Genomic DNA, 23,279 nt, shown 5'->3' on the forward strand with positions numbered 1-23,279 from the left:
TGCCTCCTTAACCAGACCAATTAGCACATATAGAATAGTGATAGAAGATTGATCTATCACTATTCCGCTTATCATTCTTTTATTCTAACCCGGTAAATTCACTAGCATCATAGTACTCACTATCAACGATTTCTGCTTTAACATTGTCTTTATCTACACTGATTACATCTGATTGTTTAGCTGGTACTTCAGTTGACCCGTTATCATACGAACCAGTTGTTTCGGGTTTATCACCATCAAGAATTGTCAGTGCCATATCCATTGCATCTTTTACTAATGTACGAACATCCTTAAATACAGTCATGGACTGCTTATCATCGATGATATACTGGATGGAAGCTTTAGTTGCATCCTGGCCAGAGATGACATAACTTGTGACACCACTTTCCGCGGAAAATACATCAGCAATCGCACGTGCCGTGTCATCATTGGGGCCAAGGATAGCTACATCACCTTTCATGTCTTCTCCTGCCGCGGTTAAGTGCGTTTCCGCTTTGTTTTTGGCTTCGTTTGGATCCCATCCAGTAGTAAGCTGACTGACGATCTTACTCATTTCTTCACGACTTAATTCTGTTTTATCTTTCAAGGCTTCTGCTTCGCTGGAGTTTGCAATCACAAATGTACCATCTGCGATTTTTGGCTGAAGTACATTCCAAGCTCCTTCGAAGAACAAGAAGGCATTGTTATCTGTGGCTGCACCGGCATATAAGTATAAAGGAACCCCTGAGCCCTCTGAATGATTAACCAAATATTGTGCTTGAGCTTCACCAACGGCTACACTGTCAAAGGTTACATAGTAATCAACTGCGTCTGTATTGGTAATTAAGCGGTCATAAGCTATAACGGTGATGTCTTCTTTTTTTGCATTTTCAACTGCACTTCCAGCTGAATCACCATCAACAGGAGTAATGATTAATACATCAATTCCTTTGCTAATCAAGGTATCTACATTTTCTTTCTCTTTTGCAGAAGAGCCCTGGCTGAATAAAATTTCTGCAGAGTAGTCAGAATCACTGATTGCCTCTTTGAATCTTTCCTCATCTTGCACCCATCTTTGTTCATCTTTCGTCGGCAGGACGATCCCCACTTTAACCTCTCCGCTTCCTCCAGTACTGCTGCTGCAACCTGTTGCAATAAGAACGGCCATAATAGCAATTGTTAACACAAGGAATAATTTCTTCATCTTTTGTAACCCCTTTCAAAATTTTCTGATTTATCTAACAACCTTAATATATCAAGGGCCCACTCGAATGAAAACGCTTACTTATAGCACTTTTTTGGTATTCGTCTGTACTTTTTAAATTTCCTTGCTTTTTCTTATGCTCATCCTGTGAGCTTCCTCTTTTTATTTTTCGTTTTATTAAACCAAAAAAGGACACAGAATTTACATTCCATGTCCTTTACTGCTTATCTTTCAACTGATAAACTTCATTTTTAGTATGAAACCCATCTGCGATTATGGTTTCGTCCAAATTATCTTTATTGACAGCAATCGGCGGGAGGAGAACAGATGGTACTTCGATTCTCCCATTATTTATTTTCAGCTCGTTTTTGATCTCTTCTCCCTTTGCAAGCTTGACAGCAAGCTCTGCCGCCGTTTTTGTTAACTCTTGGATAGGCTTGTAAACCGTCATGGCCTGTTCCCCAGAGACAATGCTTTGGACCGCTGCAAGGTCAGCATCCTGGCCGGATACAGGAATTCTGCCAATCAGTCCCCGTTCCTTAAGTACCTCTAGTATTGCGCCAGCCGTTGTGTCATTTGGAGCAATAATAGCATCAATTTGGTTATCATTGGCATCAAGGGCGTGATTTATATTTTTTTTGGCATTAGAGGGCAGCCAGTCTTTCGTCCATTGATCAAATACAATTGTGATATCTTCTTTATCAATTAATGGCTGAAGTACAGAATATGCCCCTTTTTTAATTAAATAAGCATTATTATCAATTTCTCCTCCACCGATATAGACATATTTCCCTTTAGGTACTAATTGGGTAATGGCTTTGGCTTGCAGCTCTCCAACCTTTTCGTTGTCATAAGATACGTACATATCCACTTCAGCATTTGTTACCAGCCGGTCGTAAGACAATACCTTAACTCCTGCTGAATGAGCCTTTTCTACGATGGCAGCTGCTGATTCAGCATTCTGTGGAATAATGACCAACAAATCGACTCCCTGGCTGATTAATGTTTCTGCTTGCCATATTTGCAAAGCATCGTCTCCATCTGCTGACATTATCTCCACATGGGCACCCAGTTCTTCTACCGCTTCTTTGAATAAATCACGATCCTTCTGCCAGCGTTCTTCGAGGAGAGTCCCCATCAAAAAACCAATTTTAATATCATCCCCTTCTGTTTCTGTTTCTTTCACTTCAGCTGGAATCTTATTAGAAGGACTCTTTATAGCAGAGTTTTCATATCGCTCACAAGAAGAAACTATATGCAGTAACAGTACTATAACCAGCCAGCCACTTGCTATATATAGAACCCTTTTCATTCATCCCGCTTCCTTTCCTTCTTTTAGACGAGCTTTTTATTTTCTAAGATTTTCTTTCTATATTCGGTCGGTGAAGCATGACACATTTTTTTAAATACTTTACTAAAGTAGTTAGGATCATGATACCCAATTTCAAAGGTGATTTCCTTTAAACTTTTCTCGGGATCCCTCATCAATTTTTTTGCTTTTTCTATACGGCACTCAGTTAAGAAATGAATGTAATTTACACCAAGCTCCTCTTTGAAAATTTTACTGATGTATATCGGGCTCAGGCCGATTACGCTGCCTATTTCCTCTAATGATATATCCTGATAGGCATGATCAATTATATATTGCTTAATCTGTTCAATGGTGTTTGTCTCCATTTTCTCATGATGCTTTTGTACGTACTGCTTCAGCCTTTTCAGGACCTGGCTTATCTCTGCCCGCAATTGGCGATAGTCGGTCGATTTAAATGGATAGACAGGTGAGACTAATTCCATTCCCATTTCACTCATGACCTGAGAGATGATCCAAAGAAACTTCATAAGAAGATGCTGTGTTAACAGCACACCAGTTCCTTGTTTTTCATTCCGTTCAATTAAGTCTTCCAAGAAGGCATGAATTGCTTCCCATTCTCCATGGCGGATATTGTCAAAAAATTGTTGTTCATATTGCTTAGCCATATGGTCATTGATGCCGGCAGGAAGTATAGGAATATCGGAAAAAAAACAGTATTTAACAGGCAGCGATGTATCCCAGGTTGCTGATAAAGACTCTTGATAAGATTGCTTAATTTTATTCGATGAATGATACAAATTACCTATTCCAATAAACCACTCATCTTTAGCTGATTTTACAGATTTAAGGATTGTTCTGGCTAACATAGTAGCTTGAGATCGATAGGATTGGTCTTTACTTTTAAAAGCAATAATGGGTAAGTGTCGGCCGTATAAAGCTCCCGTCCATGCATTCCCAGTATTCCTGACCTTTTCCCTGATTGTCGAATAATACTTTTCCGAATCAGGTGGAAGGATTACACTCATTACATATTTTTCTTCTGTCATTTGCATACCCAGCTTCTCGACCAACTCGTGTAAATGAACTTCATGAACATGGTCAAACAACAGCTGTGTTACAACATCTGTTTCAAAGACGGACATTGCTTTTTGTAAAGTGTCCTGTTTTTCCTTCTCGATATCCATTAATCTACGTTGTTCCTCTATCTCATGGAGTGCTTTGGCAATGATGTCCACGATTTCCGTTACTTTAGTTGGCTTCACCATATAATCAATTACACCAAGCTTTAGGGCAGATTGAGCATAAGTAAATGTTGCAAACGCAGTAATCATGATAAATTTAATTGCAGGATGGTCACGATTAATTTTCTCAATTGCTTCAAATCCATTTAGGCCAGGCATCTGAATATCCATTAACACTAAATCAGGTTGAAACTCTGCAGCTATCTCAACAGCCAGTCTGCCGTTTCTCGCTTGCTCTATTATAAGGTTTGAAAAATTTCTTTCTAAGATCACTTGCAATGCATCACGTTCGATTTGCTCATCATCAACCACCAGCACTTTGAACATCATTCGCAACTCCTCCCGCCTTAAGTAACTCTATTGTTACCTTCGTTCCGATTCCTTCCTTTCCTTCTATCTTGATTACATCTCTATTACCTGTAAAAAGACGTAAACGCCTTACCACGTTATTCAATCCAATTCCTGAACTTTGCCCTTGCTTTGGATCTTGTTCCACCTCTTCATTTAAAATTCTATTAATCTTATTTTCATGTATACCCGGGCCATTATCTTCGATTTCAATAATCACTCGATCCCCTTTATCCTTGATCCGGAACCAGATGTTTCCGCCTGCTTCGCAAGGCTCAACAGCATACATGATAGCGTTTTCAACAATTGGTTGAAGAGTCAGACCTGGAATTGCGATTTCCAAGCACGATTCCTCTATGTCTGTGGCAAAGGCTAGTCTGTCTGTAAATCTCGCTTTTTGTATAATCATATATTGCTTTAACACGTTTACCTCATCACAGAGTGTCATCGTCTTATCCAGATGTTTGAGGTTATAGCGCAACAGTCCTGCAATGCTAACCAGGAGGTCGCTTGTTTCTTCTGATCCTTCCAGATAGGCTTTTTTCGAGACGGTGTTCAAGGTATTGAACAAAAAATGAGGGTTTATCTGGCTTTGTAAACTATGAAGCTGACTGTCTTTTAATAGAAGTTTACTCTCCTGCAATTCTTTTTCAAGTTGAGCTTTCTGTTGGATTTCGATAATCAACTTATTTATGTTGGTTCTCATCTGCTCAAACATTCTTGCTAAAAAGGCCATTTCGTCTTTGGAATCCACTTCAATTTTCAAATCAAATCTTCCCCTCGACAATTCACTTGCAGCCCGAGTCAGCTTTTCAAGTGGTTTTGTAATTCTTAAGGAAAACCAGTAAGTATAAAGCAATAGTAAAAATGTTATCAACAGTAATAACCAAATTCCCAGCCCATTTAATTTTTCGGACTGATCAATCATCGCCCGGTAGAATTGATCATATGTACTAAGCTCCGAATCAATTAATGAAAGAGTCATTTCAGCAAGATAATTAGATATATATGTTGCTTCATTCAGTGAACTTCTTGCATTTTCAATGCCTTCTTCTGAATGAAATACAAGGGCACGATCTGTTACCTCTACAAGACTGGCGAGTAAGTTAATGTAGCTGGTCAACTCAAACTCATTTTCGCTATTTTTAAAACCAACCACTTCTTCCTGCATTGTCTGAATGTCTCGCATATTAACATTGACGGAATTTAAATTTTCAGCAGAAGGAAGCAGCAGGTAATTGTTAAGTGCTGTTACCGTTTGCTGACTGGTAGTCCTGATTTCGTTCAGTACCAGATACCTCTCAAGAATATCATTATATTGATCTTGCATTTTCTGATTATAAAAAGTAAGCGACATCCAAATCGAAGCCATGATCAGAACTACAATTACAGCAAGCATCCAAATTTTCTTCTGTATACTAGTCATTCTATATCGGTCGCCTTTATCATTCTAATATCTGTTAAATAACCTTCCAGATCCAGCGGAAGAGTCTCGTTTTTCAGCCATTGAGCCATGAGCTTAACACTTCTCTCACCCATCTCTTTTGGTGACTGTTCAACCACCCCATCAAGCTTACCCTGCTGCAAGGAAGATAATGATGCACTGCTATCATCAAAGGAATAGATATAAAAAGGTTCAACTTTGGATCGCTTCTCAATCTCTTGAATGATGTCTCCTGCGAAATTGGAGTTTACTGCGACGAAAGCATCCACATTCGGGTAATGGTTCAATAAATCCTTTGTCAAAGCGCCCCCATGCTCTCTACTGTCTTCAGTTTCAGCAGAAATCACTTTGATATGAGGGTACCTTCCAAGGGAATTTTGTATGCCTTTTAACCTTTCTTCCTGATAATATTCCTGTTTGCTGTCAAGCATAAGGATCACTTCCCCAGATGTACCCATATCATTGACGAGCTGCCTCGCAATTAATTCTCCAGCAAGATGCTGATCTGAACCCACATACGTTTTTCGAAGGCTTTCCGATGCGGGAACATCATTTGCTACAGTGATGATAGGGATACCAAAGGATGCCGCCTTAACTTTGGTTAACTCTTTAAATCCTTCAGTATCCAGGCCCTGTACTATAATCCCGTCCACTTTTGAATAGATTGCTAATTCTATTTGCTTTAAGAAATTCTCTTGATCATTCCCATAGCTCCCCCATATCTCAAGTGTGACTTCCTCTTTTACAGATTGATTCACCGCACCGAAACTGACCTGATCCCAAAAAGGTGTATCAAGCTCCTGGGTTATTAATACAAGACGTTTATTTAGAGATCCCTGGATCGTCTTGTTCGGGATTTTCCAGCTCGCTTTATATACATCAAGTGCTGAATCAATGGTAAAATATAAAAGCACAGCTGAAACGATAATACTTGCCAAAGTGGCGATCTTTTTCATCAGAATGCGCTCCTTAAATTAAATGAATCTCGAGTAATAGTATTTAATTACCATTATAGCAGGAATAGCTAAAATGGCGCAGGAATTTTCTGAAAATTAATGGTGTAGTATACTCTTAGACGCTAACTCGTTTTTATGTTTCTACCTTTAAGTTCGGCTTCTGTATTTCTGGCATATCGCGAAATTACGACAATGCAGGCAGTTTCAATTGTATCGGGATTTCTCTTCATGTTGATCCGGATAATTATGATTTTTTTTTTAGTAAAGCATGTAGATAAGATTGGAAGCAGTAAAGAACATACTAAAAAGGACTCAGGTTTTACCTCAGTCCTTTTTGCTAATAGACAGGTGGGTTTGGATATGACTATTAGCCACGTTTCTCTTTTACCAATTGTCTAAGTATTACGAGGGAGTGAAAAAGCAGCCAAGCTTCTCTTGAAAAAAGGCCTTATATCCCTAATAATGGATACAAGGCCTTTTTATTATGTTGTTTTAATAGGTTTTTTATTTTTCTTCTCAGGAATTCTTAACTGCCCAATCCCCAGTTCTTTTGCTTCTTTTTGCAAAGCTTTCAGAAAACTGATGACAATTAACCCTAAGATGATCGAGAATGGCAGAGCTGCTATGATCATTGTATTTTGCAGTGCCTGCAGCCCTCCTGTATAAAGCAGTACAAGAGCAGTCCCGGAAAGATAAATTCCCCATACGATCTTAATAGGATTGCTAGGATTTTGTGAACCGTTTGTTGTCATCATTCCTAACACAAATGTCCCGGAATCGGCTGAAGTAACAAAGAACGTCACGATAATGACGATGGCTAGAATCGATGACACCATAGAAATCGGATAACTTTCTAACAATCCGAAGAGAGATTCTTGAGGTAATAACTCAGAGATCGACAGTAATCCGGTTACCTCGGTTGTGATCGCCGCCCCTCCGAACGTAGTAAACCAAATGAAACAGATAAGTGATGGAGCGAGCAGAACGTACACAATGAACTCCCGGATTGTTCTTCCTTTAGATACCCTTGCAATAAAGACACCTACAAATGGAGACCAGGCAATCCACCAAGCCCAATAGAAGATCGTCCATCCATTAATCCATCCCCTGGCATCTTCATTAAGAGGAGCAATGCGAAAACTCATGTTAAGGAAGTTTTGAAAATACGTCCCCAGGGTGTCAATAAATAAATTGAGAATAAACAGCGTAGGCCCGAAAATGAATACGAAAAGGAAAAGGATACCCGTAAGTCCCATATTCAAGTTACTCAAAATTTTGATCCCTTTACCTAATCCAGTGGAAGCAGATACGATGAACAGCACTGTCACAATAGATATAATGATTGTTTGAACCACCATATTGTTTGGCACTCCAAACAAGTATGAAAGTCCTCCGTTTATTTGTGATGCTCCAAAACCCAATGTTGTCGCAACACCTAATATCGTAGCAATAACCGCTATGACATCAATGACAGTCCCTGCAGCTCCGTCTGCATATTTGCCTATCAGCGGACGAAGTGTCTTGCTTATCAAGCTGCGTTCCCCTTTTCTAAAGGTAAAGTACGCAAGAGCTAAGGCAATGGAACCATAAATGGCCCAGGCGTGAATCCCATAATGAAAGAATGTAAATCTCATAGCATCCTTTATACCTTGGTTCGTACCTTCTTCCCCTGTGGGTGAACTAATGGCAAAGTGGCTGATCGGCTCAAAGGTACCATAAAAGAGTAGACCTACTCCCAGACCTGCACTAAAAAGCATGGCAACCCAGGTAGGTCTTGAAAACTCAGGCACATCATCCTGTTTTCCAAGCTTTATCCTGCCAACAGGACTCATTAATAAATACAAACATACTCCAACAAATACTGTAACGATCGCAAGGTAGTACCAGCCGAAGCTGTCCAGAATAAAACCTTGCGCGCTGCTGGTAATGCTTTCTAAAGTTTCCGGCATCATTACCCCTATCAACACAAGACCTGTCATGATGGCTAATGAAATATAAAATACATTTGTAGCACTCTTCATATGTAATAAATAACTCCTAACTTTGTTGCTTTTTTTTGGGTGATAAGATAAGTAAAATGGCTGACTTTGAATGGGTTAAGTGGGGATTCAATAACTATTGTAAGATAGTGGGCAATTCCTTCTGGCTCAACTTCAGAAATGCTTCTCAACCTAGGGCCTTCTAATTATATCCTTTTTCATACTTAGGATTCAAAGGTCAAATATAAGCATTATTAGTCATTTAAAGCTTTTAGAATATAGTAAAGAAAGAAAACGATTATTATTAGTACATATACTCTGTCATGGTTCAATTTACTCTGGCAGAGGAACAAACACTCTTGCTCATTAGCTCATTAGTACCTAAGACCTCACTGTGTTTTTGCAGGAGTAGTACAAGCTATTTTCTTTCAGTAAATGGGAAGAGCCGACTTCCATAGAGTAGCTATATTTCCTTTTCACAATAAAAGCACTCATCCATATTGGAAGGCACTGAAAATATACCGAATTTTAGTATCAGATCCTCTATAACCAATAAAAGTCAACTATGAGAAGAAAGATTGACTTTATTCTTACACCCCATTGAATGTGTTACTCTTTTTATCCCATTAGTTTTAAAGTCTTTTAATGATTTTTGAAACATTAGCCTGCCGGGCCTGGAGAGGTACTTTCTCAACTAGTCGATGGAAAGAAGTGGATTCGAGGACCTGGAATAGTGACCAGCGGTACCGAACAGCCAGTTTCAGCACTTTGGTTAGTTATATAGAGGGGAATATTCTCCTTATTTACTAAAAAGTATTTGAAAACAGCTTTAATAGCGGGAGAAATTCCCCTTATTTGACTTAAGACATTAGAAAATAGGTGCTGGTTCTTCGTATAAGGGGAAAAACTCCCCTTCTTTTACCGCTGGATACTTAATTATGAAAATAACAAGCCGCTTACGCTATAAAGCTCACTGCATCGCGCACCAGCCCGGTGGAGTCGTGCATCTTAAGCGGAAATCAATACTTTTTAATAGTATCTGACGAGAAAAAGGCAGAATCGTTCTTTGAAATCAACGATTCTGCCTTTTAGTTTGTTGTTGGACTTTTTCAGCGGCCGCCCAAAATAGTATTAGTGAGTGCTTTTACCTTATTCTACTAAAGCCGCTTTTTCTTCAAAGCTATCAAGCAATGCTCGTACTTCATCAGTCGTCTCAGTGTCCATCAACTGATTTCTTAATTCACTTGCCCCTCGGAATTCGCGGACATAAATCTTGAAAAATCGGCGAAGCGGCTTGAAAGAACGCGGCTCAGATTCAGTTGAATATTTATCAAAGAGATCTAAGTGAAGTCTTAAAAGATCGAGCAATTCCTTGCTGTCGTGCTCTTTCTTTTCTTTTTCAAAAGCAAATGGATTGTTGAATATTCCACGGCCGATCATAACTCCATCGACACCGTATTTTTCCACAAGCTCCAAGCCCTTTTGACGGTCAGGTATATCTCCATTGATGGTCAAAAGAGTATTGGGTGCTACTTCATCCCGAAGTTTTTTGATTTCCGGAATCAGCTCCCAATGCGCGTCGACTTTACTCATTTCTTTTTTAGTACGGAGGTGAATAGAAAGGTTAACGATATCTTGTTCCAATAAGTGCTTAAGCCATTCACGCCATTCATCTACTTCTGTATAACCCAGCCTGGTCTTCACGCTTACTGGCAGTCCGCCTGCTTTTGCGGCTTGGATCAGTTCTGCCGCAACTTCCGGACGGCGGATGAGGCCGGAGCCCTTCCCATTCCCAGCAACATTCGCTACAGGACAACCCATATTGATATCTATCCCGCGGAAACCTTCTTTAGCCATGCCAATACTCATCTCGCGGAAGAATTCAGGTTTGTCTCCCCATATATGGGCCACAATTGGTTGTTCATCTTCTGTATAAGTCAAACGCCCGCGCACACTTTGGCGGCCATTGGGATGGCAATAACTTTCCGAATTCGTAAACTCTGTGAAAAACACGTCAGGTCGTGCAGCTTCACTCACTACATGGCGGAAAACGACATCCGTCACATCTTCCATTGGTGCCAGTATAAAAAACGGCCGTGGTAATTCACGCCAGAAATTATCTTCCATAACTAAATTCAATCCTCTCATCATTTGGTCCTCAGGAAAAACCCTGAAGGTACCACAAAAATAAAAAGTAAAGAAGTTTTGCTTGCTTCCTTACTTTCTTCTACACTTATACCATGTTTAAGCGCTATTTATCAATGCTAAATAATTTTACCAATATAACTTTTTAAAAAATATTATATATAAGGATCTAAAACCTTACTTCTCATTCAAAAAGCTGCTGAGCCGTTAAGCTCAACAACTTCTTTTTATCTAGTATCACTGCTAACTTGTTCAGCTGCCTTAGATTCATCAGGGATATAATTGTAGTCTGCTCTATTAACAGGAGTAAAACCTTCAGGGGTGTAGAAGCGTAAAAGATCACCTTCCACAACCCTGTCGGAATAGTCCAAAGTCTTCTGGGCAGTTTCACGAAGTTTTTCAGCTGAATTAGTTCCTTCAATTTCTTCACCTGTAACAGAGTCATAATATTTACCGTCAGTGTAGGTGATTTCCGAACTTACAAAATCGCCATTTCTGAACGGCACCAGTTGTTTATGATCTTCTGATAACAAATCTGTTCCAAACTGAAGGTATGGTTTTGTTTCGATACCCAATATATGCATGAGAGTAGGAAGCAGATCAACTTGTCCGCCATACTGATGCATTTTGCCTCCTTCTATCCCCGGCACATGTATCAATAAAGGAACGCGCTGCAATCCGGCACTTTCATACGGAGTGATTTCTTTATTTAATACTTCTGCCATTGCCTTATTATGGTTCTCTGATATTCCATAATGATCACCATACATAACGACAACAGTGTTCTCATACAGTCCCGATTCTTTTAAGTAGGCAAAGAATTCTTCAATGGCTTCATCTGCATATCGTGCAGTCTGGAAGTAATTGTCTACAGATGCATCACCTGTCGTATGCGGGTCAATCGTTGTTTTTGCTTGATCCATTTTATAAGGAAAATGATGTGAAACAGTCAGGAACTTTGTATAAAATGGCTGCGGCAAGGATTCAAGTAAAGGCTTAGATTGGTCAAAAAACGGCTTATCCATCAACCCATATTCCGCGAGCTCATCTTCTTCAAGTTCATAGTAGCTTGCGTCATAGAATCTATCAAAACCAAATGATTTATAAATCTCGTTTCGATTCCAAAACGTTCCATTGTTTCCATGGAACACTGCTGAAGTATAACCTTTTTGATCTAAAATGGCAGGAGCGGCTTGATACGTATTCATTCCTTTTAAAGCAAAAGCTGAGCCTTGAGGCAATCCATACATGGAATTCTCTAATAGAAATTCTGCATCAGATGTCTTCCCTTGAGCAGTCTGATGAAAGAAGTTGTCAAAATATAGAGTGTTCTCCCCTCTTGATAAAGAGTTCAAATATGGTGTCACTTCTTCCCCGTGCAGTTCATAATCAATTAAGAAATTCTGCATTGACTCAAGATGAAGGTAGATTACATTCATACCTTTTGCCGCTCCGAAATATTCCGGATTAGGTTTGGCATAATTCAAATCATTATATGCCAGTACTTCTGCAACATCATCCGAGTCAGCGAGTGCACGTTTAGATGAAATTTTAATACTCTGAACAGCATCATAGATAGTATAGTTATACATTCCTAAATACTTAACAATATAGGTACGGTCAAAAGTCCTTGTTAATAATTGAGGGCGATCCTTCTCTGCCAACTGAATATTTAAAGAAATAACTAGAACTGCCGCAATCAGAATTGCCGCCGCATATCTGCCTTTTACTGCTGGATTTGATTGTTTCACCTTGAACTTTAACCCAATGGCAAGCAAGATAATTGTATCCACAAACAATAAGAAATCATAAGGCTTTAAAAGTGAAGTAACACTTGTGCTAACATCCCCGAAGTTATTGGTCTGCATTAAAGTTGGAATTGTAATAAAATCACTAAAGAAGCGATAATACACGACGTTTGCAAACAATAAAAAACTCAGGCCAAAGTGAAAAATAACAAGCCATAAGAATTTTCGTTTATTCGATAGCAGCGTTAACCCCAAAAATAAGAGAATGGATCCTATTGGATTTAGAAATAGGAGAAATTCCTGTAAACTATTATCCAAACCCAACTTAAATTCTATATGTTGTACTAAATATGTTTTTAACCAAAGTAAAACTACTGCCAAAAAGAAAAGGCTAAGGTAGTTGCATTTGATTTTCTTCAACATATCTTTTCACCTCATGTCATTTAATAATCGCAAACTAGTAATTAATTGAAACTAATCAACAATTATATAACAAACGTATGTGAAAGTAAAATCGAGTAGATTAATATATTGATATTTCTCTTTTATAATGGCTCTTTTCGTAAACTTTGTTGCTATTTGATACTAATTCTGAAAAATAACTACCGCAACAAGGAGGAATAGGGTAATAAAAATGAAAGTGTATTTTCGCAGGAATTGTGGCTGCTTTAAACTAGGGCGGGCGGTGAGTATCCTCAGCTCGCCTGTTTTAAAAAGTGGAAGCGCCCTGGGCAGCCCCGACAGACAATGTTCCGTACCGAAATAAAAGGTGGTCTTTCCTTTTATTTCGATGCGCGTTATTTGATCCCGAAGGGCTGGGTGCTACAACTAGACGACCGCTAGTCCCGCAGTAGATTGTACGCCTTTTGCACCAATCTTCTTACGTAAAGGGGGATAAAGGTAAATTCGTAATATAAATCAGCAATTAATCAGAAAAAAGCCAAAAGAAAAGATCTTCTTTTCCCCGATTAGAGATAAAACTCTTAGTGGTGAAAATTCCGGCTCTTGGGATTTTTTCGAAGGCAACAAAATATGGGAAAACATCCATTAAAATAGAGGACTACATTTTACCTGTAGAAAAGCAGCATCCCTGTACATTAGAGAAGAAATGCATTGATTTAATCTGGATAAGATATCCCTCCCCTGAGTAAGAAGCGTAACGTTTGAGTACTAATTGTAATAAAAAAAGTACTATTCAGCGTTAAGGGTATCTTAAACAATCTGATTGTCTGTATACTTCTTTATTTCAAGGCTGAATTTGGTTTTCTGTTCCTTTGCCGCCTCTCCTATTTATAAAATTTATTTCACTCTCAATAAAAAACTGAAGAGGAACCTTCCCCCTTCAGTCAGATAATTTCTCATTTCAGCAAATAGCGTCTTGGCGTCCCAAAATAGTGTATTCCTTGAAAATCAGGATGTACAGATTCAAAGGCAATATAAATAGGGGCATCCAGGAGCCACGGAAAATAAGAGAAAAATCCTTGATCAGCATTCACTATTGCAGCCAAGGCGAGAGGCATTTCCTTTTGAAAAATCATATACCGAACTTTAGAGAGATTCTTATCAAATTCTCCTCCGCTTATATAGACTTTCCCTGAAAGGGTATACTGCCCCATTACTCTTACCCATTCAGCAAGTACCTCATCCCTCATGCTTGCATCCAGCTGATCCAAGTCATAATGGCAGCCTATACTCAGAAACAGCTGACCCGAATTGTCCGAGTGCGTCAAAGTATATTTTCTTGCATCAAGAGGACTGAAAACCGAAGCCGGCGGAAGATACGTCACAGATACCTTATCTGGATTGAACTCACTCATCGTAAGCCACCTCACCATTCTTGATGTGTGTTTGCTTACAATAAAGTATGATAAAAGCCTACAAAAGGTTCTTTTTGCTCTCTATAACTCTTCCCATTTCATATCAGTCAAGTTCCATTGATCGTTTTCAAAGTACCAATAGGAATAAACGTTTCCAACAGCATCCGCTTGATAGGCACCGCTGATCCGCTGTACTCCTCTCAATCCTTTCCCTTCCTTGCCTTTTATTTTGACAGGTTCAAACATCGCATAAGGGATAACCATCATTTCGGTCGGTTCATTCAATTTTCCGTCCTGGAAAATTCCAAGCCTTTCATAATCTTCTTTTCGATCGCCCAAATCTACGGTGAATGATTCATTCGTATCTGAAAAAGTGATGACACCTTTATAATCATTTTCGAAATGGGCGTCAATCGAAAGAGCTGGCGGCATGCCGATATCAGTCTTTTGATCACCTGCCAATGTATACAAACTATAGTTATAGAGCCCGCCGCTTCCTCCAGTAGCAGAAGATTGCAGGAGATCCTTTACACCATCATGATTCAAATCGGGAAATACAATTTGCGGTTCATAGCCCCCTTCATAGTCAATTCTGAATTTCTTTCCATCAGCCGTTTGGATTTCGGCCCAAATCTCTTTATAAAAAAGGGCTCCTGGTTCATAAGGTTTACCCCACAGCGTTATTTCATCTTTTGCCTTATCTCCCGTAACGTCCTTTTCATAGGTGGTGATCACTAGAACATTCGGTTGATTCTGTTCTTCTGCAAAATTACCAGCAATGGCGTGAAGCGACATGAAAAAGAAAGCAGCAAACGCAAATAACAATTCCTTTCTCATTAGTATCTCTCCTTACAATATCGTTTTTCTTATCTTCTCCAGTAAAGGAATTTATATGTAAGTCTGGAGATAAGAACAAAAGCGTAAGCGCCTTGGTCAGCCCCGACAGGCAAATGTTCTCTAGAGAAAAAAAGGCGGGTTTTCCTTTTATTCTCTAGAGGTTATTTGACCCCGAGGGGCTAGGCGCTGAAGCTGGACGGAACAAAAGCGTAAGCGCCTTGGTCAGCCCCGACAGGCAAATGTTCTCTAGAGAAAAAAAGGCGGGTTTTCCTTTTATTCTCTAGAGGTTATTTGACCCCGAAGGGCTAGGCGCTGAAGCTGGACGGAACAAAAGCGTAAGCGCCTTGGTCAGCCCCGACAGGCAAATGTTCTCTAGAGAAAAAAAGGCGGGTTTTCCTTTTATTCTCTAGGGGTTATTTGACCCCGAGGGGCTAGGCGCTGAAGCTGGACGGAACAAAAGCGTAAGCGCCTTGGTCAGCCCCGACAGGCAAATGTTCTCTAGAGAAAAAAAGGCGGGTTTTCCTTTTATTCTCTAGGGGTTATTTGACCCCGAGGGGCTAGGCGCTGAAGCTGGACGGAACAAAAGCGTAAGCGCCTTGGTCAGCCCCGACAGGCAAATGTTCTCTAGAGAAAAAAAGACCACCCGCATGCCGAGGGCACTGAAAAAGTCCAACAATTAGTTTAAAGGCAGAATCGCTCACTTCCAAGAGCGATTCTGCCTTTTTCATAAAAGCTTTATGAAAGAGTGCTGGTTTTTTGTTGAGGAGGCCTACTCTGCTTGGTTGGGTGAATAATGTAATGGGCTTTAGAGAGAGATCGTCCAGTCATTCCCTTAATTGGGTACTCAGCCGGAAATAAGAGAACTTTTTTCCCTTATCTGCAATTTCAAGCTTATTAAGGTGAAAATAGAGGAACTTTTTTCCCTTATATGATAAAAAGCACAATTTTTCTAGCGTATTAAGCTAATTAAGGGAAATTTATTCCCCTATTTTAGCTTTTCTTAGAGTTTTGTAAGAAATAAGGGAATCTCTTTCCTCTATTTACTATCCAAAACACTGAACTACATAGTTAAGCAACACCGGTCACTAGCTTTAATTAGCACCCTTCTATCCTTCCAGCGGTGGCAGGCAACTAAAAAAACACCAAAGGTTTCTAACGCTGATGCAGGATAGAGAGCAAGAAAAAAGTCAACCTTTCTTCCTCTTTAAGGAAGGATAGTTGACTTTATCTGAGGTTAAAGCAAGTAGACTATAAAATTCGGTAGATTTTCAGTGCCCTCCGAATGCCTAAGGTTTTTCAATACTATAGAAAAAACGGATGACCACCTGCTGGTCATCCGTTGATATTATCCTTGTCTTTTTTTCATTTCTTCTTCTGGCATTGTATCCCAGCATTCGATATTTTCAAGGCCTGGAATCGAGTCAGAATAAAATACGGGATCTTTTCCTTCTTTCTTTTGAAGGCGATAATCCTTCAAGGCTGCTGCTGCTATTTTCGCCAGCAGTGTGATGGCTACCAAGTTAATGATGGCCATGAGCCCCATGGATAGATCCGCCAGCCCCCATACGACCTCAAGTTCCACCGTCGCACCAAATACAACCATACCAAGTACAGCAAGACGATAGAGAAATAGAGAGACAGGGCTGTATTTAATAAAGTCAATATTGGTTTCCCCGTAATAATAGTTTCCGATTATGGAACTGAAGGCAAACAAGAAAATCGCCGTGGCAACAAAAGCTCCTGCCCAGTCTCCCACGTGATAAGTCAACGCTGCCTGTGTCAAACTGATCCCGTCAAGTCCGCCTGTGTACTCGTTGGATAAAATTATGATAAAAGCTGTAGAAGTACAAATGATCAATGTATCTGTAAACACGCCTAGTGTCTGAATCAACCCCTGCTTTGCCGGATGGGTGACTGCAGCAGTTGCAGCAGCATTCGGTGCACTACCCATACCCGCTTCATTGGAGAACAAGCCCCTCTTGATTCCCATCATCAGCGGCAGCCCCTACACCTCCGCTGACGACTTCTCTCAAGCCGAATGCACTTTCAAAGATAAGAATAAACATATCCGGGAGGACAGTTATGTTCCGGACTAAAATATATAAAGCCAGGAGTATATACAATATCGCCAATACGGGGACTAGTATCTGAGTTACATGGGCGATACGCTTAATTCCACCAAAAATAACAACTGCTGTTAAACCTGCCAGAATCAATCCGATTGTCAGCCGGTTCAGCCCATAGGACTCATTTACCGCTATTGAAATCGTATTCGATTGCACAGAATTGAACACCAGTCCGAAACTGAAAGTGATGACTATGGCAAAGATAATGCCCATCCATCTGGCATTCAGGCCTTTCTCCATATAGTAAGCCGGACCGCCGCGGAATTCATCTTTATCCTTAACCTTATAAATCTGCGCAAGTGTACTTTCCACAAATGATGTTGCACCGCCTAATAAAGCAATGAGCCACATCCAAAATACGGCTCCAGGTCCTCCACCGGCTATGGCAGTAGCCACTCCCGCAAGATTCCCGGTCCCTACACGGGAAGCAGTTGACACGGTAAAGGCCTGGAAGGAGGAGATTCCTCTTTTTCCGTCTGCTGAAATCATCGCTTTATCAGTAAGAAGCTTGAACATTTCACCGATATAGCGGAATTGAACCCACTTTAACCTGATTGAAAAGTAAATGCCAAGTGCTATCAGTGCCGCAATGAGTATATACGTCCAAATAAACGTATTCAGTGAGCCTGTTATAGCAGTAAAGTAGTCCATAAAATTTTTATCTGTCTCCATCGAAATTCCTCCTGCGAGTTACTTTGAAGCAAAAACATACCTTGGTATTACCCTAGTATCTTGATTGCAAAACCGAAAAAATAAGAAGCAGACACTCTATCTGTGTCTGCTTCCATTATTCATTTATAAAGTTGGCCGCGGTTCACGCCATATTTTGACTACAGACCCGCTTTCTCCCTGATCTAATACAAATGAGCCGTTAGAATAACGGTCATTGTTTCTGAAAGTGGCAGCTTGGATTGTTTCCACATGTCCTTTGCTCGTTTCAAGAGAAACTGCATCTATTTCTTCCACAACTTCCATTCCAGCCAAACGATGCGGATTGGCTTTCAATTCGCGCAGCATAACGAGACCGCGTTTCGCTCTAGAAGTTTTTTCAAACTCTGCAAGCTTCATCTTTTTCACAGCACCTCGCTGCGTGGCTATCAAAATCGATTGGGAAGCAGGCGTTGTGATGGTCTTTCCACCAACCACGAAGTCTCCGTCTTTTAGATTAACTCCTTTGACTCCCGCTGCTCTCGGTCCCACAACACTGACTTCTTCCTCGCTGAACCATAGGCCTAACCCAAAGTGAGTGGCAAGGAATAAGTCCTGGCTTCCATCCGTCAAATGAACATCAATCAATTCGTCATCCTTTTTCAGATTGAGAGCTACCAGTGCCCTGGAATACCGCTGAGCTTTATACTGGCTTAACAGCGATTTCTTGGCCATGCCATTCTTTGTAATGAACAAGAGATATCGATTCTCATCGAATTCTTTAATCGGCATGGCACTGATGAGATTTTCATCCTTATCAATTGAAATAACGTTTGCCACATGCTGGCCGAGATCCTTCCAGCGGATATCCGGCAGTTCATGAACCGGGCAATACAGATAACTGCCTTTGTCCGTGAATAGTAACAGGACATCGGTTGTATTCATCTCCTGTTGTATAAGGACCCTGTCCGTTTCTTTCATAGCGAGGTCCTGCCCGTTGGACGCTGCGAATGACCGGAGGCTCGTCCTCTTGATATAACCATCTTTCGTTACAGTCACCATTACATCTTCATTGGCAATCATGACTTCGAGGTTCACCTTGATTTCTTCGATTTCCGCTTCTATGACAGAGCGTCTTTCGTCGGCAAACTGCTTCTTGATTGCTCTCATCTCTTTTTTGATGACACTTAACAACTTGCTTTCACTTTCCAGAATCGCTGTAAGCTCACTAATAAGGTTCGCCAGCTCTTCCGCTTCCTTTTTAAGAGCCGTAATATCCGTGTTTGTCAGTCGATATAACTGCAAGGATACAATGGCTTCAGCTTGTGCTTCTGAAAAATCGAACTTGGCAATCAAATTGTTTTTGGCATCACGTTTATCTTTAGAGGCACGGATGGCAGCGATCACTTCATCAAGTATCGATAAGGCTTTCATCAAGCCTTCTACAATATGCTGTCTTTCCTGTGCTTTTTTTAAGTCATATTTAGATCTGTTCGTGACGACTTCTTTTTGATGTTCGATATATGCGTCCAGCAGCTGGCGCAGTCCCATAAGTTGAGGACGGCGGTTGTGGATGGCAACCATATTGAAATTGTAGGCGACCTGCAGGTCAGTATTTTTATAAAGGAACATCAGGACACCGTCTGCATCGGCCTCTTTCTTCAGCTCGATGACGATGCGCAGGCCGGTGCGGTCCGTTTCATCCCTTACTTCGGCAATACCCTCGACTTTTCTGTCAAGACGATACTCATCCATTTTCTTGACCAGGTTGGCTTTATTGACTTCATATGGAATTTCAGTAATGACAATCTGCTGCTTTCCTCCGCGGACCGCTTCCACTTCCGTCTTTCCTCGAACAACAATCTTCCCTTTTCCTGTTTCATATGCCTTCTTAATTCCTTCAACACCTTGTATAGTACCACCAGTTGGGAAGTCAGGCCCTTTAATGACGGTCATCAAATCATCAACGGATGATTCCGGCTTGTCCATGCGCATAATGACCGCATCAATGACTTCTGACAAGTGATGAGGTGGAATGTCTGTTGCATATCCGGCGGAAATTCCGGTCGACCCATTTACCAGCAAACTTGGGAAACGCGCAGGCAAGACGGTCGGTTCTTTTGAAGTATCATCAAAATTCGGTACAAAATCCACCGTATTCTTTTCTATATCGCGCAGAAGCTCTGTAGAGATAGCTGATAATCGTGCTTCTGTATAACGCATAGCAGCAGGAGGGTCGCCATCGACACTTCCGTTGTTTCCATGCATTTCAACGAGCAATTTTCTGAGCTTCCATTCCTGGCTCATGCGGACCATAGCATCGTAAACGGATGTATCACCATGGGGATGATAATTACCGATTACGTTTCCGACGGTCTTGGCTGATTTCCTGAAGCCTTTTTCATGTGTATTCCCTTCAAAATGCATAGCGTAGAGAATCCGGCGCTGTACAGGCTTCAAGCCATCACGGGCATCCGGTAATGCGCGTTCTTGAATGATATATTTGCTGTATCGGCCAAACCGGTCACCTATCACATCTTCAAGGGGCAGGTCCTGGTATCGTTCTTGAGTTGTCATACATCACCCTCCTCAGCGACAGATACATTTTCATTTTCCAATATGCTGCCATCTTCCTCGAGGCCAAAGGCAACATTACTTTCAATCCATTTCCTGCGTGGTTCTACTTTATCTCCCATCAGGGTTGTCACACGGCGCTCAGCCCGTGCGGCATCATCGATCTTGACCCGGATCAAGGTCCGTGTTTCGGGATCCATCGTAGTCTCCCAAAGCTGGTCAGCGTTCATTTCCCCGAGACCCTTATAGCGCTGAATCATATAGCCTTTGCCGATCTTTTTGATAGCCCCGTCCAGTTCATCCTCGGTCCACGCATATTCAATCACTTCTTTCTTTCCAGAGCCTTTGCTGACTTTGAAAAGCGGCGGAAGGGCAATGTAGACTCTCCCTGCATCCAATAACGGCTTCATGTAACGGTAGAAGAATGTTAAAAGAAGGACCTGAATATGAGCTCCATCCGTATCGGCATCCGTCATGATCACAATTTTATCGTAGTTGATGTCGCCTAAATTAAATTCCGGGCCCACTCCTGCTCCGATAGCATGGATGATGGTGTTGATCTCTTCATTTTTAAAGATATCCTGCAATTTAGCTTTTTCTGTATTGATGACTTTTCCCCTAAGAGGAAGTATCGCCTGAAATTTCCGGTCTCTTCCTTGCTTAGCAGAACCGCCGGCAGAATCACCCTCGACCAAATATAGTTCATTCTTCTGAGGGTTTCTTGACTGAGCAGGGGTCAGCTTTCCGGAGAGGATGGTTTCAGACCGCTTTCTCTTTTTCCCATTTCTGGCATCTTCACGGGCTCTTCTTGCAGCTTCCCTTGCCTGAGCCGCTTTGATTGACTTCTTGATTAAAAGTGAACTGGTGTCCGGGTTTTCTTCCAGGAAATAGAGGAGATGTTCCGAAACGACTGCATCAACAGCAGACCTGGCTTCACTTGTTCCCAGTTTCCCTTTCGTCTGCCCTTCAAATTGAAGGAGTTCCTCAGGAATGCGGACCGATACAATTCCGGACAATCCTTCCCTTATATCCGTTCCTTCAAGGTTCTTATCTTTATCGCGCAAAATCCCAGCTTTACGGGCATATTCATTGAATACACGCGTCATCGCGGTCTTGGCTCCGGCTTCATGCGTACCCCCATCTTTCGTCCTGACATTATTCACGAAGGAAAGGATGTTTTCCGAAAAGCCATCATTGAATTGAAAAGCAAACTCCACTTCAATGCTGTTATGTTCCCCTTCAAAGAAGACCACCGGATGGATACTATCCTTTTCTTCATTCAAGTACTGTACAAAGGCCTGTATGCCGCTTTCAAAGTGAAAAACGTCCTGCTGGTCATGCCTTTCATCTGTGATAGTAATCTTCAGTCCTTTTAGAAGGAAGGCTGATTCACGGAGACGCTCACATAACGTGTCATAATTATAAGAGGTCACACTGAAAATGGAAGGATCGGGTTTAAAACTGATCCGCGTTCCTGTCTTTTTGGTTTTTCCAATTTTCTCTAAGGTAGTCTGCGGCTTCCCACCATTAACGAACGTTTGTTCGTAAATAAATCCATCTCGCATGATGGTCACTTTCAGCCTCTCTGAAAGCGCATTAACAACAGACGCGCCGACACCATGCAGCCCGCCGCTCGTTTTATAGCCGCCCTGCCCGAATTTACCTCCGGCATGAAGTACAGTCAAAATGATTTCAGGCGTCGGCTTGCCCATTTTATGCATACCCGTTGGCATTCCCCGGCCGCTGTCTTCCACACTCAAGCTGTTATCTTTATGTATCGTAACAGTGATTTCATCTCCATAGCCAGCCAAAGCTTCATCTACAGAGTTATCAACAATTTCATAAACTAAATGGTGTAAACCTCTGGTATCAGTAGATCCGATATACATACCTGGTCTTTTTCTGACTGCTTCAAGACCTTCCAGTACCTGTATCGCATCATCATTATAATCCATGGACTGGTTATTTCTTTTGGCCACGAACATTCCCCTTTCAAAACTTATCTCTGTCTAGTAGTGGTGAATATTTTACACAAAAGAACGTTTGTTCGCTCTCCTCATTCTACCACAGTAACCACGCACATCTATGCTTTATTGTATCGTTTTATTTCAAATTCGCAAATTTATTTTTAAAATCCAGCTTAAAAGCAAGCCAGTTTTTTCAGTATTACCGGCGGTTTTTTTGAAATTCACTCGCCTTTAAGAAAGGCTGTTTTCGTATATATTGTTGCTTTCGGATATCCCCGGTTACTCAGAATTTTTACTCTAAACGAGGAAGAGCAGCTCTTTTCTTTTCCGTGTACCAAATTCATCTTGGTAATAGGGTTATTTTTTCGAAATTAGTATCTAAGCAACAAACTTTACGAAAAGAGCCTTAAGAAAACACATTTGGAATGTCTCTCCATAAAAAAACAAGCGGGGGCACCTTCCCGTCGCTTGTTTGAATCCTTACCGAGTTAAAGCATGTTCTACTTTGATACAGCGGTCCATAATTACGGTATAACCTTTGCTTTTTAAAAAATCATAGGCTTCTTCATTATATACACCAAGCTGTGCCCAAAAAATGTCTGCATCAATCTCATTGAATTCCCTTGCAATCTCAGGAAGAAATTCCGACCTCCGGAAAACATTCACGATATCTACATGCTTTCCGATCTCCTTCAGAGAGGACACTGCTTTCACTCCCAGAGCCTCGTCGATCACCGGATTGACAGGTATGATTTCATAGCCGCTGTCCTGCATAGCCTTCGACACCATATAAGACGTCCTGTCAGGATTATCGCTTAATCCCACGACCGCTATTACTTTTGACTTATCGAGCAGCGGTTTCATTTCATTTCTTGTTAGATGTTCCATTGTCTTCAACTCCTTATTAACATTATTTCTATAAAACTGGGAAAAGTCCTGCTAAAAAAGCTGGCC

General features: G+C 41.0%; 13 protein-coding genes and 1 pseudogene. All 14 read right to left on the reverse strand.

What is annotated here, in order from left to right:
- Nucleotides 1-79 precede the first annotated feature (79 nt).
- The 14 genes and pseudogenes from FZC78_RS06540 to FZC78_RS06615 all read right to left on the reverse strand — a co-directional run bounded on the left by FZC78_RS06540 (nt 80) and on the right by FZC78_RS06615 (nt 23,213).
- A complete protein-coding gene (locus tag FZC78_RS06540) occupies nt 80-1,183 on the reverse strand; it encodes a sugar ABC transporter substrate-binding protein (protein ID WP_148938868.1) in 1,104 nt (367 codons plus the stop codon).
- A gap of 217 nt (nt 1,184-1,400) precedes the next feature.
- Entirely contained in the window at nt 1,401-2,495 is a 1,095-nt protein-coding gene (locus FZC78_RS06545; RefSeq protein ID WP_148938869.1) for a sugar ABC transporter substrate-binding protein, read from the reverse strand.
- Between the two features lie 23 nt (nt 2,496-2,518).
- Nucleotides 2,519-4,066: a response regulator gene (locus tag FZC78_RS06550; protein ID WP_353733565.1), complete on the reverse strand. Its 1,548-nt coding sequence runs from the start codon at nt 4,064-4,066 to the stop codon at nt 2,519-2,521.
- The gene (locus FZC78_RS06555; RefSeq protein WP_148938870.1) at nt 4,041-5,510 is read right to left on the reverse strand and encodes a sensor histidine kinase; all 1,470 of its coding nucleotides are present in this window, start codon (nt 5,508-5,510) and stop codon (nt 4,041-4,043) included. The genes FZC78_RS06550 and FZC78_RS06555 overlap by 26 nt, the downstream gene beginning before the upstream one ends.
- A complete protein-coding gene (locus tag FZC78_RS06560) occupies nt 5,507-6,484 on the reverse strand; it encodes a sugar ABC transporter substrate-binding protein (RefSeq protein WP_148938871.1) in 978 nt (325 codons plus the stop codon). Before FZC78_RS06560 ends, FZC78_RS06555 begins: the two co-directional genes overlap by 4 nt.
- 482 nt (nt 6,485-6,966) lie before the next feature.
- The gene (locus tag FZC78_RS06565; RefSeq protein ID WP_148938872.1) at nt 6,967-8,505 is read right to left on the reverse strand and encodes a BCCT family transporter; all 1,539 of its coding nucleotides are present in this window, start codon (nt 8,503-8,505) and stop codon (nt 6,967-6,969) included.
- 1,107 nt (nt 8,506-9,612) lie between these two features.
- The gene (locus FZC78_RS06570; RefSeq protein ID WP_148938873.1) at nt 9,613-10,590 is read right to left on the reverse strand and encodes a tRNA dihydrouridine synthase; all 978 of its coding nucleotides are present in this window, start codon (nt 10,588-10,590) and stop codon (nt 9,613-9,615) included.
- Nucleotides 10,591-10,835: 245 nt separating this feature from the next.
- Complete coding sequence (locus tag FZC78_RS06575; protein WP_148938874.1) at nt 10,836-12,779, reverse strand: LTA synthase family protein; 1,944 nt, start codon at nt 12,777-12,779, stop codon at nt 10,836-10,838.
- Between the two features lie 935 nt (nt 12,780-13,714).
- Complete coding sequence (locus FZC78_RS06580) at nt 13,715-14,173, reverse strand: staygreen family protein (RefSeq protein WP_148938875.1); 459 nt, start codon at nt 14,171-14,173, stop codon at nt 13,715-13,717.
- A gap of 81 nt (nt 14,174-14,254) precedes the next feature.
- Nucleotides 14,255-15,010, reverse strand: a complete 756-nt coding sequence (locus FZC78_RS06585) for a hypothetical protein (RefSeq protein ID WP_148938876.1) — start codon at nt 15,008-15,010, stop codon at nt 14,255-14,257.
- A gap of 1,345 nt (nt 15,011-16,355) precedes the next feature.
- Nucleotides 16,356-17,787 (reverse strand): annotated as a pseudogene (locus FZC78_RS06600) (alanine/glycine:cation symporter family protein).
- A 144-nt stretch (nt 17,788-17,931) separates the two neighbouring features.
- Nucleotides 17,932-20,361: a DNA topoisomerase IV subunit A gene (gene parC / locus FZC78_RS06605; protein ID WP_148938877.1), complete on the reverse strand. Its 2,430-nt coding sequence runs from the start codon at nt 20,359-20,361 to the stop codon at nt 17,932-17,934.
- On the reverse strand, nt 20,358-22,337 hold the full coding sequence (gene parE / locus FZC78_RS06610) for a DNA topoisomerase IV subunit B (protein WP_435874033.1): 1,980 nt from the start codon (nt 22,335-22,337) through the stop codon (nt 20,358-20,360). The genes parC and parE overlap by 4 nt, the downstream gene beginning before the upstream one ends.
- A gap of 468 nt (nt 22,338-22,805) precedes the next feature.
- Complete coding sequence (locus FZC78_RS06615; RefSeq protein ID WP_148938879.1) at nt 22,806-23,213, reverse strand: CoA-binding protein; 408 nt, start codon at nt 23,211-23,213, stop codon at nt 22,806-22,808.
- Nucleotides 23,214-23,279 lie beyond the last annotated feature (66 nt).

It is taken from the genome of Rossellomorea vietnamensis (genome assembly GCF_008180415.1).
GTDB classification, from domain to species: domain Bacteria; phylum Bacillota; class Bacilli; order Bacillales; family Bacillaceae_B; genus Rossellomorea; species Rossellomorea vietnamensis_C.